A 16,620-nucleotide genomic window follows, 5' to 3' on the forward strand; every position below is an offset into this window, starting at 1 on the left:
GCCCGCTGTGGCTCAAGGCTGGAGCGGCAATGCCCCTGACGCCTTGACTTCGCCCAGTGAAAAGCTGGTGTGCAGGTCTTTCACATTGGGCAGGTTGATCAGCACATCGCGCGCAAACGCGCTGAAGGTGTTGAGGTCCTTGCTGATGACCTGGAGCTCGAAGGTGCCCGTGCCGCTGATGTAGTGGCAGGAGATGACCTCCGGGATCTTGCGGATCGCCTCCTCCAGCTCGCGCGTCACATCCCCCCGGTTGCGCTCCGCATCGAGCCGCACAAAGGCCAGCACATCCAGGCCCACCTTGTGCCTGTCGATTTCGGCGCGGTAGCCGGTGATGACCCCGGCTTTTTCCAGCGCCCGCACCCGCCGCCAGCAAGGCGCGGCCGACAGGCCCACGCGTTCGGCCAGCTCGGCGTTCGACAGCCGGCCGTCGCGCTGCAATTCATTCAGTATCAGCCAATCAAATTTGTCAAGTGTTTCCATAAACCACATTATTGAGCAAGATTCTTTCAAATCCTAGGGCAAATCCTGTCGCATAAAGCAAGCATCTGTCAGGCACATCGCCCTACACTGACAGCAGCCGCACCTTTGGAGAAACGCGATGAACGCCCCTCTGCCCGACAGCATCCGCCAGGCCCTGGAAACCGTCACCCTGGACGACAAATACAGCCTCGATGTGGGTCGCGCTTTCATGAGCGGCGTGCAGGCCCTGGTCAAACTGCCCATGCTGCAACGCCAGCGCGACGCCCTGCAAGGCAAGAACACGGCCGGCTTCATCAGCGGCTACCGTGGCTCACCGCTGGGCGGCTACGACCAGTCGCTCTGGAAGGCCAAGAAACACCTGCAGGCCCAGAACATCGTGTTCCAGCCGGGCGTGAACGAGGAGCTGGCGGCGACCGCACTGTGGGGCACCCAACAACTGGGCTTTGCACCCGCAGGTTCCAACAAATTCGATGGGGTGTTCGGCATCTGGTACGGCAAGGGCCCCGGTGTGGACCGCTGCTCGGACGTGTTCAAGCACGCCAACATGGCGGGCACCACCCCATGGGGTGGCGTGCTGGCCGTGGCCGGTGACGACCACGTGGCCAAGAGCTCCACAGCGGCACACCAGAGCGACCACATCTTCAAGGCCTGTGGCCTGCCCGTGTTCTTCCCGGCCAGCGTGCAGGACATCCTCGACCAGGGCTTGCACGCCATCGCCATGAGCCGCTTTGCGGGCGTCTGGGCGGGCATGAAGACGATCCAGGAGATCGTCGAGTCCAGTGCCACGGCGCACATCGACCCCGAGCGCGTGCAGATCGTGCTGCCCGAGTTCGCGATGCCACCGGGCGGTGTGCACATCCGCTGGCCCGACACCGCACTGGAACAAGAGCAGCGGCTTTTTGACTACAAGTGGTATGCAGCGCTGGCCTACATCCGCGCCAACAAACTCAATCACAACGTGATCGAAGGCCCTCAAGACCGCTTTGGCCTGATGGCCAGCGGCAAGGCCTACAACGACACGCGGCAGGCCTTGCTGGATTTAGGCCTCGATGACGACCGTTGCAGACAATTGGGCATCCGTTTGCACAAAGTGGCGGTGGTCTGGCCGCTGGAAGCGCAGACCACCCGCGAGTTTGCCGCCGGGCTGCGCGAGATCATGGTGGTGGAAGAAAAACGCCAGGTCATCGAATACCAACTGAAAGAAGAGCTCTACAACTGGCGCAGCGATGTGCGCCCCGACGTGGTCGGTAAATTCGACGACGTGGATGGCGGTGGCGAATGGTCCATCCCCAACCCCAGCGCCAACACGCTGCTGCGCGCCAACGCCGACTTGAGCCCGGCCATGATTGCGCGGGCCATTGCCAAACGGCTGAAAAAACTCGGCATCGATGCCGACACGACCGCCCGCATGGACGCCCATCTGGCGGTGCTCGACGCCAAAGAGCGTTCCATGCAAACGCTCACCCTGGGCGCTGCGGCCGAGCGCATGCCCTGGTTCTGCTCGGGCTGCCCGCACAACACCTCCACCAAAGTGCCTGAAGGCTCACGCGCCATGGCAGGCATTGGCTGCCATTTCATGAGCATTTGGATGGACCGCAGTACCGTCGGTTTCACCCAAATGGGGGGCGAAGGCGTGCCCTGGGTCGGCCAACAACCCTTCAGCCATGACCAGCACATGTTTGCCAACATCGGTGACGGCACTTACTTCCACAGCGGCATCCTGGCCATTCGCCAAAGCGTGGCGGCTGGGGTGAACATCACCTACAAGATCCTCTACAACGACGCTGTGGCCATGACCGGCGGCCAACCCGTGGGCGAACGCCCCGAAGGCCACAGCGTGGTGCAGATCGCACAAAGCATGCGCGGCGAAGGTGCCCAGCGCATCGTGGTCCTCACCGACGAGCCCGACAAATACCGGGGCGTGGCCCTGGTCGAGGGCGTGCAGGTGTTCCACCGCGACGAGCTCGACCGCATCCAGCGCGAGATGCGCGAGATCCAAGGCACCACGGTCATCATTTACGACCAGACCTGCGCCACCGAAAAACGCCGCCGCCGCAAGCGTGGCACCCTGGTCGACCCTGCGGTGCGCGTGATGATCAACGAAGCCGTGTGCGAAGGCTGTGGCGACTGTGGCGTGCAGTCCAACTGCCTGTCGGTGGAGCCGCTGGAAACCGACTTCGGTCGCAAACGCACCATCAACCAAAGCACCTGCAACAAGGACACCAGTTGCCTCAAAGGCTTTTGCCCCAGCTTTGTGACCATCGAAGGGGGCCAGCTCAAGAAGAAGACTGGTTCCCAGGCCGCATCACCTGCAGCTCTCGGAGAGCTGCCTGAACCCGTTTTGCCTGCGTTGCATCAGCCCTGGGGCATGGTGGTGGCAGGTGTAGGCGGCACAGGGGTCATCACCATCGGTCAATTGCTGGGCATGGCTGCGCACATGGAAGGCAAGGGCATCGTCACGCAGGACTCCGCAGGCCTGGCCCAAAAAGGCGGTGCCACCTGGAGCCATGTGCTGGTGGCCAACGCGCAAAATGACATTCGCACCACCCGTGTGGGCACGGCCACGGCAGATCTGGTCTTTGGCTGCGACCCGATCGTGACTGCCAGCAAGGAAACCCTGCTGCGCATGCGCCATGGCCGCACCCATGTGGCCTTGAACGCCAACAGCACCCCCACCGCAGCATTTGTGAAAAACGGCAACTGGCAAAACCCGGCCGAACAATGCGTGGCCGAAATCGTGCAGCAAGTCGGTGACGACAAGGTTGGCAGCTTCGATGCCGAAACCCTGGCCAAACAACTGATGGGCGACACCATTTACGTCAACCCCATGGTGCTGGGATACGCCTGGCAAAAAGGTTGGGTCCCTTTGCACCGTGAATCGCTGATGCGGGCGATGGAACTCAACGAAGTGCAGGTCAAGAACAACCAATTGGCCTTTGAATGGGGCCGTCATGCGGCCCACCACTTGCCTGCAGTGATGCAAGTGCTCCAACCCTCACAGCTTGTGCGTTTTCACAAACGTGAAACACTGCTGGACATAGTGCACAAACGGGTGGCGATCCTCACCGATTACCAGGATGCAGCCTATGCCGCGCGCTACAGCCATTTCGTCGACAAGGTTCATCTGGCCGAAAGCCATTTGAACAAAACACTGCTGGCCGAGACCGTGGCCCGCAACCTGTTCAAACTGATGGCCTACAAGGACGAATACGAGGTGGCTCGACTGCACACCGACCCGGCTTTTTTGCAGCGCATTGCTGACCAATTTGAAGGCGATTACAAGGTCCACTACCACCTGGCACCACCCCTGATCGCCAAGCGCAACGACAAGGGCCAACTGGTCAAGCAAAAATTCGGTCCAGGCATGCTCACTGCATTCAAGTTGCTGACCCGACTCAAAGCACTGCGGGGTTCGGCATTTGACGTGTTTGGCCGCACCGAAGAACGCCAGACCGAAAAAGCGTTGATCACCGAGTACACCGACATCGTTGAACAGCTGATCACATCGCTCAACAGCGACAACCATGCCCGTGCGGTCGAGATTGCCCATGTGCCTGACAGCATCAAAGGCTTTGGCCACGTCAAGGAACGCAACCTGGCCGCTGCGCGCCAGCGTTGGGCACAACTGCTGCAGTCCTGAAAAACAAAACCCTGCAAGCTTGTGGCTTGCAGGGTTTTGCTGATGAATGAAACCGCTCAGCGGGGCTCAGGCAACTCGATCTTCACTTCCAGCACTTCGAGGTTGTCCTGGCGTTCCAGGTTGACCTTGATGTCGTTGGGATTGATCTTGATGTACTTGCTGATCACGGCGACCAATTCACGCTGCAGGTCCGGCAAGTAGTCAGGTTCAGCGGCGTTGCGGCCACTGCGCTCGTGCGCCAGGATGATCTGCAAACGCTCCTTGGCCACATTGGCCGTCTTTTTCTTCTCACCCAGCAGGAAAGACAGGAAGGACATGCTCATTTCCCTCCGAACAGGCGTTTGAAGAAACCAGGCTTTTCAGCCTCGGTGAAACGCATGGGCTTGTCTTCGCCCAGGAAACGGTCGATCACGTCCTTGTAAGCCTCGGCCACATCGGTGGCCGACATGTTGATGGCTGGTGTGCCCTGGTTGGAAGCTTGCAGCACGTTTTCGCTCTCGGGAATCACACCGATCAATGGAATGCGCAAGATGTCCTGGATATCTTGCAGCGACAGCATCTGGCCGTCTTCCACACGGTTGGGGTTGTAACGCGTGATCAGGAGGTGTTCCTTGATCGGTGTCTGGCCTTCAATCGCCCGCTTGGTCTTGCTGCTGAGCATGCCCAAAATGCGGTCTGAGTCGCGCACCGAAGACACTTCGGGGTTGGTCACCACCAAGGCCTCATCGGCAAAGTGCATGGCCATCAAGGCGCCAGTTTCGATGCCCGCAGGCGAATCGCACACGATGTATTCAAAACCCATCTCAGCCAGGTCTTTCAGGACCTTCTCGACGCCTTCTTGCGTCAGTGCATCCTTGTCACGGGTTTGAGAAGCCGCCAGTACGAACAGGTTCTCGCACTGCTTGTCCTTGATCAGCGCCTGGTGCAGGTTGGCTTCACCCTGGATCACATTGATGAAGTCATACACCACACGGCGCTCACAGCCCATGATCAGGTCCAGGTTACGCAGACCCACGTCAAAATCAATGACAGCGGTCTTGAAGCCCTTGAGGGCCAGACCCGTCGCAAAACTGGCGCTGGTGGTGGTTTTGCCCACACCGCCTTTGCCGGATGTGACAACAACGATTTTTGCCATGGGTATTTTCTTTCTGGAATGAAATGAAGATCAGAGAATGGATTTTCAGGCCGACAAGGGCTGGATCAACAGTTTTTCGCCGTCCGGCCCGGTTTGCAGGAACACCTGTGCTGGACGGCCACGCACTTCAGAGGCCAATTCCTTGTCGGTGGTGCGGTAAATGCCGGCAATGGACACCAGTTCGGGCTCCATGCACTGGGCAAAGATCCGGGCCTGGGTATTGCCCCTTGCGCCAGCGATCGCCTTGCCACGCAAAGGGGCATAAACATGGATGTGGCCATCGGCAATGACCTCGGCACCCGGGTTGACCATGGCCAGCACAATCAGATCCGAGCCTTTGGCATAGACCTGTTGACCCGAGCGCAGCGGTTTATCGATCACCAGGGTAGGAACAGCCTGTGCTGGGGGGGGTACCCTGGGTTCGGGTTCGATTGCGGCTTGTACAGCCTCTGGTGCCGCTTGTTGAGGCATCGGCCTGCGCACCCGCAAGTCAGAAGCATCCACCAGCCCACAGGCCTGTGCAGCATCTTTTTGCAGTCCTTCAGCGCCTTTGATGGCCAAAGGCACCAAGCCTTGCTGCCTGAGCAAGTCCGTCAAACCGGCAAAGTCCATCACCGGACAGGTTTCATCCAGTTCCAGTGCGCTCACATCAATGACGACTGGATCGTGGTCAAAAAACCCTGGCGACTCTGCCAGTTGTGCCTTCAGCGCCGCTTCCACGGCGTGGATGTCGGTGGTTTTCAGCAGCAATGCCAAAAGTGGCAAATCGGCACTTTTGATGTCGTAGCAATGGGACAAAGGAGCTGCTGAAGCGAGCGACATGGGGCCTGAAGGTGTGGAAATGGGCGAAATCTTAACAGTCCAGTTGTTCTTGGCTGTCTTTCTATATTTTTATATCTTTAAATAGTCGTAGTAGATAAGGGCAGACTGCTGCTGTGGACAAGGCTTTTTTTCTGTTCAGTGACAACAGTTTGCCTGATTTTGAGCCCTGTGGAAGCCCTTGCTTTGTGTTTGCGCGCTCCACATGAACAACTTGGTGACCAAGGCCCAACTTGTGGATAACTCAGGTGTTGCTCTTTTTTTATCCACAGCTTTGTTCATGCGCTCATTTTTCGATCACCCATTGGATGATGCCTTTGGCCACAAAGCCGACCATGCCAAAAGCTAAACCAAGAAAAATCACAAAAGTACCGAACTTTCCAGCTTTGGATTCCCAAGCCAGTTGCCCAATGATGAACAGCATGTAGAGCATGAAGGCCCCAACACCGATGGTCAGCCCAAACCATGCGAATTGCTCCTCGGAGAACCCCATCATGACCGGGTCTCCTGTGGGCTCAAGCGTTCTTGCAGCTCGCTGGTGTCCACCAGGTCGCGGTAAGCATGCCAGCTGGCATGCCCCAGCATGGGCACCACAAACACCAGTCCCATGAACAGCGAAAAAATGCCCAACAGGCTGAAACCCATGATCAGGAAGGCCCACAAGGCCATTTGTACCGGGTGGGTGAGTACGGCTTTCCAGCTGGTCAAAACGGCCTGCAACACGCTGACACGGCGGTCGAGCAGCAAAGGCATCGACACGACGCTGGACGCGAACATGGGCGCTGCCATCAAGCCCCCCAGGGCCAGCCACAGCTCAAACAAGTAGTTGTCATTGGCCAATACCACATGGCGCACAAAATCCATGGGGGTATGGATGGGCACGGGTGCCAGCAAAGTGATCAGCGCCGACGAAGTCAGCACCCAGCCTGTGGCTGCCAGGGCCAGCAGCAGGCCAAAGCGGATCAGGCTCCAATAACTGTCAGGTTGCTGGCGCAGTTTGAGTTGCCATTGGGTCCAGGTGTTGACCAAAAGTGCCAAGTCCACCGTCTCACCCCGTTCCATGGCCCGGCTCATGGCGTACAAGCTGGTGGCCAGCACAGGTGCAATGACCAAAAATCCCGAAACAGAGCCTGCCAGTAGCCAGAACTGGTCGTGTGCCAGCCATGTGAGCAATGCTCCCCACAGGGCCATCAACAGACCGTGACCCATGCTCAGCAGGGGTGAGCGGGCCATGTCTTTCCAGCCCAGTACCAGCCACTGCAGGGGCTGGTCCAGCGCGATGGCACGCACTTCAGGCAAAAACGGAGGGGGTGGGTTTTGCGGATCAGACATGCATCAAGCTTAGTCCTTTCGTCTGAATGGCAAATTGATGCATGTCAAAAATGAAAAGGGTCCCTGAGGACCCTTTTCAACACTTTGGCCTTGCCACCGTGGTGGGTCAAGGGCGCATGGGGTGGCCCTGGTGCATGCCTTGATCCATGCGGTGCTTCATGAAACGGGCAGTTTCGGCATCGAAGGTTTTTTTCTGGTCCGCATTCAGCGCGGCATAAAAGGCCTTGGTGGCCTCGGCACGTTGGCGCATGTGTTCATCGCGCTGTGCCTTGAACGCCATCATCTGATCGATGCGTTCGGGCGTGGTCAGTTTCTCAAGCGCAGCGCGATCGGGCCGCTGCAATGGCTTGGCGGGGGCTTGCATGGCCTGTGCAAAAGCGGTCCAGGCCCCATCCTGCGATGCTTGCAACTGCAGTTTGCCCTTGAGTTCATTCAGGTGCTTGTTGTGGCGCTCCGCCATGCGCTCACGCATCTTTTCCATGCGGGCAGGCGACTGGCCGTCGGCCATGGGTGCAGGTTGGGCCCAAGCCGTGCCTGTCAGGGTGGCGAGCAGGCTGGTGGTGATCAACAGACGGTGGGTGATTTTCATGGGGGGTCCTTTCAAAGAAGGCCTGCAGCCAAGGCGCTGAGGTCAGAATTCATTGTGGACAGCCTCTGTAAAGTCACCATGCACGGGCACACACAGTTTGTAAAGTTCGGTGAGAACTTGTCAGTGCCTCTCATGGGTGCACCTCATGCGGGTGCATCACCTTCCCAGGCGCCCCCCCTGGAAGTCTTCGACGGCCTGGATCAGTTCGTCACGGGTGTTCATCACAAACGGGCCGTACTGCGCAATGGGTTCACCCAGCGGTTGTCCCGCGATCAACAAGGCCCGGGTCCCGGCGGTGGCCCGAAACCTCACGCCGTCACCCTCGTTGCGCAACACACCCATGCGGTGCAGGCCAAGTGCCTGAGCCTGGCCCTGTGCATCGAGCACCTGCAAGTCTCCCCGATAAACATACACCAGGGCGTTGTGTGTGATGGGCAAGGGTTGGCTGAAGGTCTGGTCACCCGAAAAATGCAGGTCCAGATAAAGCGGATCGGTCGGGTAGTCGCTCGCGGGTCTGGCCATGGCACCCTGCACGCCGTGGCTGTGACCGGAGATGACCCGCACCAGCACGCCCTCAGCGGTGGTGACTTCCGGAATGCTGTCGCTCTGGATGTCCCGGTACCAGGGCGTGTACATTTTCTGATGCGATGGCAGGTTCAGCCACAGCTGAAAACCTTCCATGCGCCCCTCTTCCTGCTCGGGCATTTCGCTGTGGATCACGCCGCGCCCGGCGGTCATCCACTGCACCCCTCCGTTTTGCAACAGCCCCTGGCCACCGGTGCTGTCCTGGTGGCGCATGCGACCTGCGATCATGTAGGTCACCGTCTCAAAACCCCGGTGCGGGTGGTCTGGGAAGCCTGCCCCATAGTCCTTGGGGTCGTCGCTGCCGAACTGGTCGAGCATCAAAAACGGGTCCAGGCGTTGTTGCCATTCGCCGGTGAGCACGCGGGTCAGCCGCACGCCTGCACCGTCACGGGTGGCGCGGCCAGCCACCAGGGTTTCCAGGCGGCGGGGGTTTTCAACAAACTCGGTCATGTGCCCAATGATGCCGCAAATTCAAAGTGTTTACGGTCGATTGACACAGATCAAGATTGCACCCGGTAACCTTCTTCGACAATGGCCTGGGCCAGTGCTTCGCGAGGCTGTTCGGATTCGACCTCGACTTTGTTTTGGCTGCGGTCGATAACGACCTTGGCCTGGGCATCCAGATTCAGCAGCGCTTGGGTCACGGCTTTTTCGCAGTGCCCACAGCTCATGCCTTCCACGGTGAAAATCTGCTTCATGGCGCATCCTTGCAATTGCAGCCCTCAGGGCGTGCCACAAGCTTAAGTGAAAAAAAGACAAGCCACATGACACAGATCAAGCCAGAAAACCAGACCATCGACATCGGCATTGGGGGCATGACCTGTGCCTCGTGCGTGGCGCGGGTCGAAAAAGCCCTGAACAAAGTGCCTGGCGTCACCTCGGCCACCGTCAACCTGGCCACCGAATCGGCCCGCATCGCCGTGGCCGATCCAGAACTGACCGATGCCCGCCTGCGCCGCGTCATCCGCGACGCGGGCTATCAGCCACGCGCCATGGAAACCGCCGAGGCCGAAGCCAACAACAGCTCACCCTGGGCTGGTTTTGCGCCCGTCGCGTGGGGCTTGCTGCTGTCCGCGCCGCTGGTCTTGCCCATGTTGGGCGACCTCTGGGGCCAGCACTGGATGCTGCCCGCCTGGCTGCAGTTCGCGCTGGCCACGCCGGTGCAGTTCATCCTGGGGGCGCGTTTTTACAGGGCCGGCTGGCACGCCCTGAAGGCGTTCACGGGCAACATGGATTTGCTGGTTTCCTTGGGTACGACGGCGGGCTGGCTGCTGTCGGTGTGGCTGTGGCTCACCACGAGCAGTCACCATGCACCGCACCTGTACTTTGAAGGCTCGGCCGTTGTCATCACGCTGGTGCTGCTGGGCAAATGGCTCGAAGCCCGCGCCAAGCGCCAGACCACCGAAGCCATCCGTGCCCTGCACGCCCTGCGACCCGACAAGGCGCACTGGATCGGTGAAGAGGGCGAGGTCGATGTGCCGGTCGACGAAATCCTGACCGGGGACCTGATCGTGGTGCGCCCGGGGGAGCGTTTTCCGCTCGACGGTGAGCTGGTCGAAGGCCAGACCCAGGTCGACGAATCCATGTTGACCGGTGAGCCCTTGCCGGTGTCCAAAGCGCCGGGGGCCTCGCTCACGGGCGGCTCGATCAACGGCGACGGCCGCGTGCTCATGCGCGTGACGGCGGTGGGTCACGAGACGGTGCTCTCGCGCATCATCCGCCTGGTCGAAGACGCGCAGGCGGCCAAGGCTCCCATCCAACGGCTGGTGGACAAGGTGGCCGAGATTTTTGTGCCTGTGGTGTTGCTGGTGGCCGTGTTCACCCTGCTGGCCTGGCTGTTCATGGGGGCCGGTTTTGAGACAGCCCTGATCCACGCGGTGGCGGTACTGGTGATCGCCTGCCCCTGCGCGCTGGGGCTGGCCACCCCGGTGGCCATCATGGCGGGCACGGGGGTGGCAGCCAAACATGGCATTTTGATCAAGGACGCGCAGGCGCTGGAAACAGCGCACCGGGTGCAGACCGTGGCCTTTGACAAGACGGGCACCCTCACCGTGGGCCAGCCGCGCTTGACACAGCATGTGCCTGCGCCGGGACAAGACGCAGCCACCGTGCTGCGCTGGGCGGCCAGCGTGCAAAGCGGCAGCGAACACCCGCTGGCCCGCGCTGTGGTGGCCGCAGCCCAAGGCCAGGCACTGGACGTGCCTGCGGCCAGCGACGTCAGCGCGGTGCCGGGTCGGGGTGTACAGGCCACCGTGGCGGGCCGCACCCTGCTGCTGGGCAGCTTGCGCTGGCTGCAGCAGGAGGGCATGGACGCCGCGTTGTGGGCGGCCGATGTTCAAGCCTTGCACGCCCAAGGGGCCACGCTGTCGGCGCTGGCCGAGCGCACCACGACCGGTGTGCAGGGCCTGCTGCTCATGGCCTTTGGCGACGAGCCGAAAGCGGGTGCGGCCGAGGCGTTGACCGCCTTGCGCTCACGTGGCCTGAAGCTGGTGATGATCTCGGGCGACAACCAGGCCGCGGCCGAAGCCATGGCGAGGCGTCTGGGCCTGCGCCCTGAAGACGGCGAGGTGCTGGCCGATGTGCTGCCCGGCGACAAGGCCGCCAGGGTGCTGCAGCTGCGCGAGGGTGGACCTGGGGGGCGGCGCATTGTGGCCATGGTCGGCGACGGTGTGAACGATGCCCCGGCCCTGGCCGCTGCCGATGTGGGCCTGGCCATGGGCAACGGCACCGACGTGGCCATGCACGCCGCAGGCATCACCCTGATGCGCGGCGATGTGGCGCTGGTGGGCGCGGCGCTCGACATCTCGGCGCGCACCGTGGCCAAGATCCGGCAGAACCTGTTCTGGGCCTTCGCCTACAACGTGGCGGGCATCCCGCTGGCCGCATTGGGCTACCTCAACCCGGTGATTGCGGGCGGGGCCATGGCGCTGAGCTCGGTGAGCGTCATGAGCAACGCGCTCTTGCTCAAACGCTGGAAGCCGTCACGCTGAACACCCCCATGGCCCGGGCCGGGAAATGCGCTTTTCTTGACTTTCGTCACGGTGCGGGCCGCGCAAAGTCCGCACACTGGCGACATTCACCTCAGGAGCATTCCGATGACTGTTCGCCGCAGCCTGCAAATCATCCGTGACGAGCACGCTTCGCTCGCCGCCATGCTGCAATCCATGCGCATGCTGATCGAGCGCGGTCCCGCCGAGAGCCGCACGAATTTCTTCGACGTGGTGCGTGCCATGCTCTTCTACATCGACGAGTTTCCGGAGCGCCTGCACCACCCCAAGGAGTCCAACCTGCTGTTTCCCAAGGTGGTCAAGGCCGCGCCCAAGGTGCTGGGCGCCATCGACAAGCTGGAGCGTGACCACATGTACAGCGAAAAAGCAGCCCGGGAACTGCAGCACCTGCTGCTCTCGTGGGAGCTGCTGGGGCCGTCACGGCGCACGGCATTTGAAGAGGCCTTCAAGAAGTACGTGGACTTTTACTTGGACCACATGCACCTGGAAGAAAGCGTCATCCTGCCCGAAGCCGAGCGCTGCCTGACCGAAGAAGATTGGCGCGGGCTGGACGCGGCATTTGCCGAAAACGCCGATCCGCTCACCGGCCACTACCCGCCCCCTGCCGAATACGAAAAGCTCTTCAGCCTGATCGTGGCGCGAGCACCTGCGCCGATTGGTTTGGGCTGAACAGGCGGGCCCACAGGGGTGGGAGGCGTCGGTGCCCATGCTCAACCCCGCCACATGGGCCATCCAAGCCCATGCTTTGGGGAACACGTCAGGGGATCATTCCGCTTCTTTGGCAGGCAAGTTCTTGGCGAACCAGGAGGCATAAAGCACCGGCAACACCACCAGCGTCAGCAAGGTGGCGGTGATCAGGCCACCGATCACCACAATGGCCAATGGCCGCTGGGTTTCCGACCCGATGTCGTGGCTCATGGCCATGGGCAGCAGGCCCAATGCGGCCAACATGGCGGTCATCAGCACCGTACGCAGGCGTTGTTGGGCCCCCTCCTTGACCGCCTCGATCACCGAATAACCCGCGTTGCGCAGCTGCTGGAACACCGACAGCATCACCACCCCGTTGAGCACGGCCTGGCCTGACAGGGCAATGAAGCCGATCGCGGCCGACACCGACAAGGGGATGTCGAACACCCACAGGGCCACAAAGCCGCCGATCAGGGCCAAAGGCACATTCAGCAGGATCAGCACGGCGGACTTGAGCGAACTGAACGCATCAAACAGCAGCACGAAGATCAGCAGCAGCGAGATAGGCACCACCACTGACAGGCGTTGCATGGCACGCTCCTGGTTTTCAAACTCGCCGGACCAGTTGACGCTGTAGTTGGCGGGAATCTTGACGTTGGCATTGACCCGTTGCTTCATGTCGGCCACCACCGAGCCCATGTCGCGGCCTTTGATGAAAATACCAATGGCCATGGTGCGCCGACCCAGTTCGCGGGCGATGTTCATCGCGCCGCTGGCTTGCTCAATCGTGCTGACAGCACCCAGGTTCACATAGCCGCCGTCGGGGCGTGGAATCGGGATCGCGGCCAACTCCGAAATGCTGCGGCGCTCTTGCGGCAGGCGCACGGCCACGTCAAAGCGGCGCTCGCCATCCCACAGCGTGGTGGCACCCTTGCCCGCCAGTGCGGCTTCGATCACATCCTGCACATCGCCCACGTTCAGGCCATAGCGGGCGGCTTGCTCGCGCTGGATGTGGATGAGCAACTGGGGCAGCTCGCCTTGGCGGTCGATTTCGGCACGGCTCACGCCTTTGACCTGCTTGATTTCCCGTTCGATGGCTTCGGCGGTCTGCTTGAGCTGCACCAGGTCGTCCCCGGCGATCTTGATGACAATCTGGCCGTCGATCTGCGAGATGGATTCGAGCACATTGTCCCGGATCGGCTGCGAGAACGTCGGCTCCATGCCAGGCAGCGCTGAGACCGCCTGGTCCATTTCGTCGATCAGTTTTTCGCGGGTCAGGCCTTTGCGCCACTGCTCTTGCGGTTTGATGTCAACAAACACCTCGGCCATGCTGATGGTCTTGGGATCGGTGCCGTCTTCGGGCTGGCCTGCCTTGGACACGGTGGTGCGCACTTCGGGCACGGTCATCAGTGTCTGGCGCACCTGGCGCAGGATGCGGGTGGCCTCTTCGTTGGACACGCTGGCGGGCAAACGCACGTTCACCCAGATCGTGCCTTCGTTGAGCTCGGGCAAGAACTCTGAACCGAGTCGCGAAGCCACGCCCATCGACAGCACAAAGCAGCCGATGGCGATGCCCACCACCTTGCGGCGGTGTTCCAGCGCCCACTCGAGCGTGGGACGGTACAAGGCCTTGGCTTTGGCCACCACACGGTTGTCACCATGGGGCAACTTCCTGCGCAACATCCAGTAGGCCAGCAATGGCACCAGCGTGAGCGAGAAGATGAGCGATCCGATCAGTGCCGCAGTGACCGACAGCGCCATGGGCTGGAAGATGCGGCCTTCGTGGCGTTGCAGCGCAAAGATCGGGATGTGCGCCGCAATGATGATCAGCATTGAAAACAGTGTGGGACGCCCCACCTCGTTGGTGGCTTCGGTGATGAGCGTCTTGCGCTCCTTGTCGTTCATGCCCTCACCGCGCTCGGCCAGGCGGTGCATGATGTTCTCGATCACGATCACCGCCCCGTCGACGATGATGCCAAAGTCCATCGCGCCCAGGCTCAGCAGGTTGGCCGGGATGCCCATGATCTTCAGGCCCAGAAAAGTCGACAGCAGCGCCAGAGGAATCACCGCCACCACGGCCAAACTGGCGCGCAGGTTGGACAGGAAGATGTAGAGCACCAGCGACACCAGCAGCGCGCCTTCGACCAGGTTTTTGAACACGGTGGACAGGGTTTTGTCCATCAGCCAGGCGCGGTCATAGAACGGCACGACCTGCACGCCAGGCGGCAGCCCGCGGGTGTTGAGTTCGTTCAGTTTTTCCTTCACGCCCTTGAGGACCACGCTGGGGTTTTCGCCCTTGCGCATGACCACGATGCCGGTGACCACATCGTTGTCCGAGTCCTGGCCCACCGTGCCCAGGCGCGGCACGGCGCCGATTTTCACGCTCGCCACATCGCGCATCAGAATCGGGGTGGCGTTGCGCGTGGCGACCACCACCTGCCCAATTTCTTCGGGCGAACGCAAGAGACCAATGCCCCGGATGGCGAACTGCTGCAGACCTTGCGCAACATAGCTGCCGCCCGCGTTGGCATTGCCCCGACCCAGCGCGTCAAGCAGGTTCTGGAACGTGAGCTTGTGTGCGCGCAGTTTTTCCAGGTCGGGCTGCACTTCGTATTGCTTGATGAAGCCGCCCATGGCGACCACATCGGCCACGCCGGGCACTTGCCGCAAAGCGCGCTCGACCACCCAGTCTTGCAAGGTGCGCAGCTCGGTGGTGGTCTGGCCATCGCCACGCAGGCGGTAGCGCATGATCTCGCCCACGGGCGTGGCGTTGGGGGCGATGTTCGCCTCCACGCCCGGGGGCAGATCGACCCCGCGCAGGCGTTCGTTGACTTGCTGGCGTGCGATGTTCACATCGGCGTTGTCGTTGTAAGTGACCACGGTGAATGACAGGCCAAACTGGGTGTGTGAGAACACCCGGATCGAGTTGGGCAGACCCGCCAGTGCGACCTCGATGGGCAGGGTGACCTGCTTTTCCACCTCTTCGGCCGCACGGCCAGGGTACAGCGAGATCACCGTCACTTGGGTGTCGGTGACGTCCGGAAAGGCTTCGACCGAGAGGTTCTTGAATGCGATGACGCCCGCCATCACGAACAGTAGCGTGCCCAGCACGATGAACAGCGGCTGGTTCAGGGCGTAATGGATGAGCTTTTTCATGGTTTGGCCTGTGTCGCTGCGTGGGCGGCTTCCTGGGCAATGCGCAATTCACGCGCCAGCAGCAGACCGTTTTGGCTGACGACCTGTTCGCCGTCTTTCAGGCCACTGCTGAGCAAAACCTGTTTGGGGCCTTCGTAGGACACGGTCACATCACGGGGCTCGAACACGCCCGCCTGGCTTTGCACAAAAACATAGTGCTGGTTGCCACGCAGGAACACCGCAGTGGCGGGCACTTCCAGGCCCGAACCCACTTTGCGTTCGTAGCGCACCTTGGCCAGCATCTCGTTTTTGAGCAAACGCTTGGGGTTGCTGACGGTGGCCCGGATCTTGATCGTTCGGGTTGTCGGGTCAATCTGGTCGGTCACCGCTTGGACAGTGGCTTCGAATTTTTGATCGGACAAGGTCGGCACCACCAAGCCCACTTTCACGCCCGGGCGCAGGTCGCCCACATCGGCTTCCTGGGCGTCGATTTGCACCCACAGGGTGCTGGGGTCGGACACCACGAACATGGCCGGGCCGGTGCCGTCGGGGCGCACTTCCTGGCCGGGGTTGAGGTTGCGCTCGACCACCACGCCACGGATGTCGCTGCGCAAGCCCAGCTGCTGGTTCACGCCGGAGGCGCTGCCGTACAGGCTGGTGCGGGCCTGCGCGCGGGCCACCTCGGCCTGGGTGCGTGCGGCATCGGCTTCGGCCTGCTCCAGGTCTTTGCGGGCGACCACGCCAGCCTCAAACAGTTCGCGTTGGCGCTGCAGGGCCTGGCGCGCGAGGGTGGCATCGGCCACGGCGCGTGAGGTGTCGGCCTGGGCGGCGCCAAACTCGGGCGAAGCCAGTTGCGCCAGCACCTGGCCTGCACCGACCGACTGGCCGACATCGGCCGTGATATGGGTCACGCGACCGGCAAACGCAGGGTAAATGCGCTGGGTTTTTTCCTCGTTCCAGACCAGACGTGCCGGCAACTCGATGGCAATCGCTTTGGCGGCTGTGGCGGGGGTGCTCACCAGCAGAGGCAGTTGCGGGTGCCCGGCGGGGTAGCGCAGCTGGTCGTTCTGGATGATGGGCATGGGCGTGCCCGCGACGGGCTCGGCTTTGTCCTGGCAGGCCGTGAGGCCCACCAAACTCACGATGGCGATCAGGGTGGGGAATTTTTTCAAAGACATGGTGTGCTCAATCTGTGCGATGGGCTGCTGCC

The 16,620-nt window shown here is 61.4% G+C and carries 14 protein-coding genes; 3 read left to right on the plus strand and 11 right to left on the minus strand.

Annotation, left to right across the window (positions count from 1 at the left end):
* Window positions 1-12: 12 nt before the first annotated feature.
* Window positions 13-480 carry an Lrp/AsnC family transcriptional regulator gene (locus tag IC609_RS06345; protein ID WP_191818570.1) on the minus strand — a complete coding sequence of 156 codons (468 nt, stop codon included), beginning with the start codon at window positions 478-480 and terminating at the stop codon, window positions 13-15.
* A gap of 118 nt (window positions 481-598) precedes the next feature.
* Here IC609_RS06345 and IC609_RS06350 point away from each other — a divergent pair, with 118 nt between their 5' ends.
* A complete protein-coding gene (locus IC609_RS06350; protein ID WP_191818571.1) occupies window positions 599-4,120 on the plus strand; it encodes an indolepyruvate ferredoxin oxidoreductase family protein in 3,522 nt (1,173 codons plus the stop codon).
* Window positions 4,121-4,176: 56 nt separating this feature from the next.
* Here IC609_RS06350 and minE read toward each other — a convergent pair whose 3' ends face one another.
* The 8 genes from minE to IC609_RS06390 form a co-directional block, all read right to left on the minus strand.
* Window positions 4,177-4,437, minus strand: a complete 261-nt coding sequence (minE, locus tag IC609_RS06355) for a cell division topological specificity factor MinE (RefSeq protein ID WP_191818572.1) — start codon at window positions 4,435-4,437, stop codon at window positions 4,177-4,179.
* Between the two features lie 2 nt (window positions 4,438-4,439).
* Window positions 4,440-5,255 carry a septum site-determining protein MinD gene (gene minD, locus IC609_RS06360; RefSeq protein WP_191818573.1) on the minus strand — a complete coding sequence of 272 codons (816 nt, stop codon included), beginning with the start codon at window positions 5,253-5,255 and terminating at the stop codon, window positions 4,440-4,442.
* 45 nt (window positions 5,256-5,300) lie between these two features.
* On the minus strand, window positions 5,301-6,077 hold the full coding sequence (gene minC, locus IC609_RS06365; RefSeq protein ID WP_191818574.1) for a septum site-determining protein MinC: 777 nt from the start codon (window positions 6,075-6,077) through the stop codon (window positions 5,301-5,303).
* A gap of 283 nt (window positions 6,078-6,360) precedes the next feature.
* Window positions 6,361-6,570, minus strand: a complete 210-nt coding sequence (locus IC609_RS06370; protein ID WP_191818575.1) for a DUF2788 domain-containing protein — start codon at window positions 6,568-6,570, stop codon at window positions 6,361-6,363.
* Window positions 6,567-7,406, minus strand: coding sequence for a DUF2189 domain-containing protein (locus IC609_RS06375; RefSeq protein WP_191818576.1), 840 nt, complete (start codon window positions 7,404-7,406; stop codon window positions 6,567-6,569). Before IC609_RS06375 ends, IC609_RS06370 begins: the two co-directional genes overlap by 4 nt.
* A 106-nt stretch (window positions 7,407-7,512) precedes the next feature.
* A complete protein-coding gene (locus IC609_RS06380) occupies window positions 7,513-7,995 on the minus strand; it encodes a Spy/CpxP family protein refolding chaperone (RefSeq protein ID WP_191818577.1) in 483 nt (160 codons plus the stop codon).
* A gap of 156 nt (window positions 7,996-8,151) precedes the next feature.
* The gene (locus IC609_RS06385) at window positions 8,152-9,030 is read right to left on the minus strand and encodes a pirin family protein (RefSeq protein WP_191818578.1); all 879 of its coding nucleotides are present in this window, start codon (window positions 9,028-9,030) and stop codon (window positions 8,152-8,154) included.
* A 50-nt stretch (window positions 9,031-9,080) separates the two neighbouring features.
* Window positions 9,081-9,278, minus strand: a complete 198-nt coding sequence (locus IC609_RS06390) for a heavy-metal-associated domain-containing protein (RefSeq protein ID WP_191818579.1) — start codon at window positions 9,276-9,278, stop codon at window positions 9,081-9,083.
* A gap of 66 nt (window positions 9,279-9,344) precedes the next feature.
* Between IC609_RS06390 and IC609_RS06395 the strand changes: the two genes are divergently transcribed.
* Both IC609_RS06395 and IC609_RS06400 read left to right on the plus strand, forming a co-directional pair.
* Complete coding sequence (locus IC609_RS06395; RefSeq protein ID WP_191818580.1) at window positions 9,345-11,570, plus strand: heavy metal translocating P-type ATPase; 2,226 nt, start codon at window positions 9,345-9,347, stop codon at window positions 11,568-11,570.
* Window positions 11,571-11,675: 105 nt separating this feature from the next.
* Entirely contained in the window at window positions 11,676-12,257 is a 582-nt protein-coding gene (locus IC609_RS06400; RefSeq protein WP_191818581.1) for a hemerythrin domain-containing protein, read from the plus strand.
* A 96-nt stretch (window positions 12,258-12,353) separates the two neighbouring features.
* Here the strand turns inward: IC609_RS06400 and IC609_RS06405 are convergent, their stop codons facing one another.
* On the minus strand, window positions 12,354-15,431 hold the full coding sequence (locus tag IC609_RS06405) for an efflux RND transporter permease subunit (RefSeq protein WP_191818582.1): 3,078 nt from the start codon (window positions 15,429-15,431) through the stop codon (window positions 12,354-12,356).
* A complete protein-coding gene (locus IC609_RS06410) occupies window positions 15,428-16,588 on the minus strand; it encodes an efflux RND transporter periplasmic adaptor subunit (protein WP_191818583.1) in 1,161 nt (386 codons plus the stop codon). The genes IC609_RS06405 and IC609_RS06410 overlap by 4 nt, the downstream gene beginning before the upstream one ends.
* Between the last annotated feature and the right edge of the window lie 32 nt (window positions 16,589-16,620).

Origin of the sequence: Limnohabitans radicicola (assembly GCF_014837235.1) — a bacterium.
GTDB lineage: Bacteria > Pseudomonadota > Gammaproteobacteria > Burkholderiales > Burkholderiaceae_C > Limnohabitans_A > Limnohabitans_A radicicola.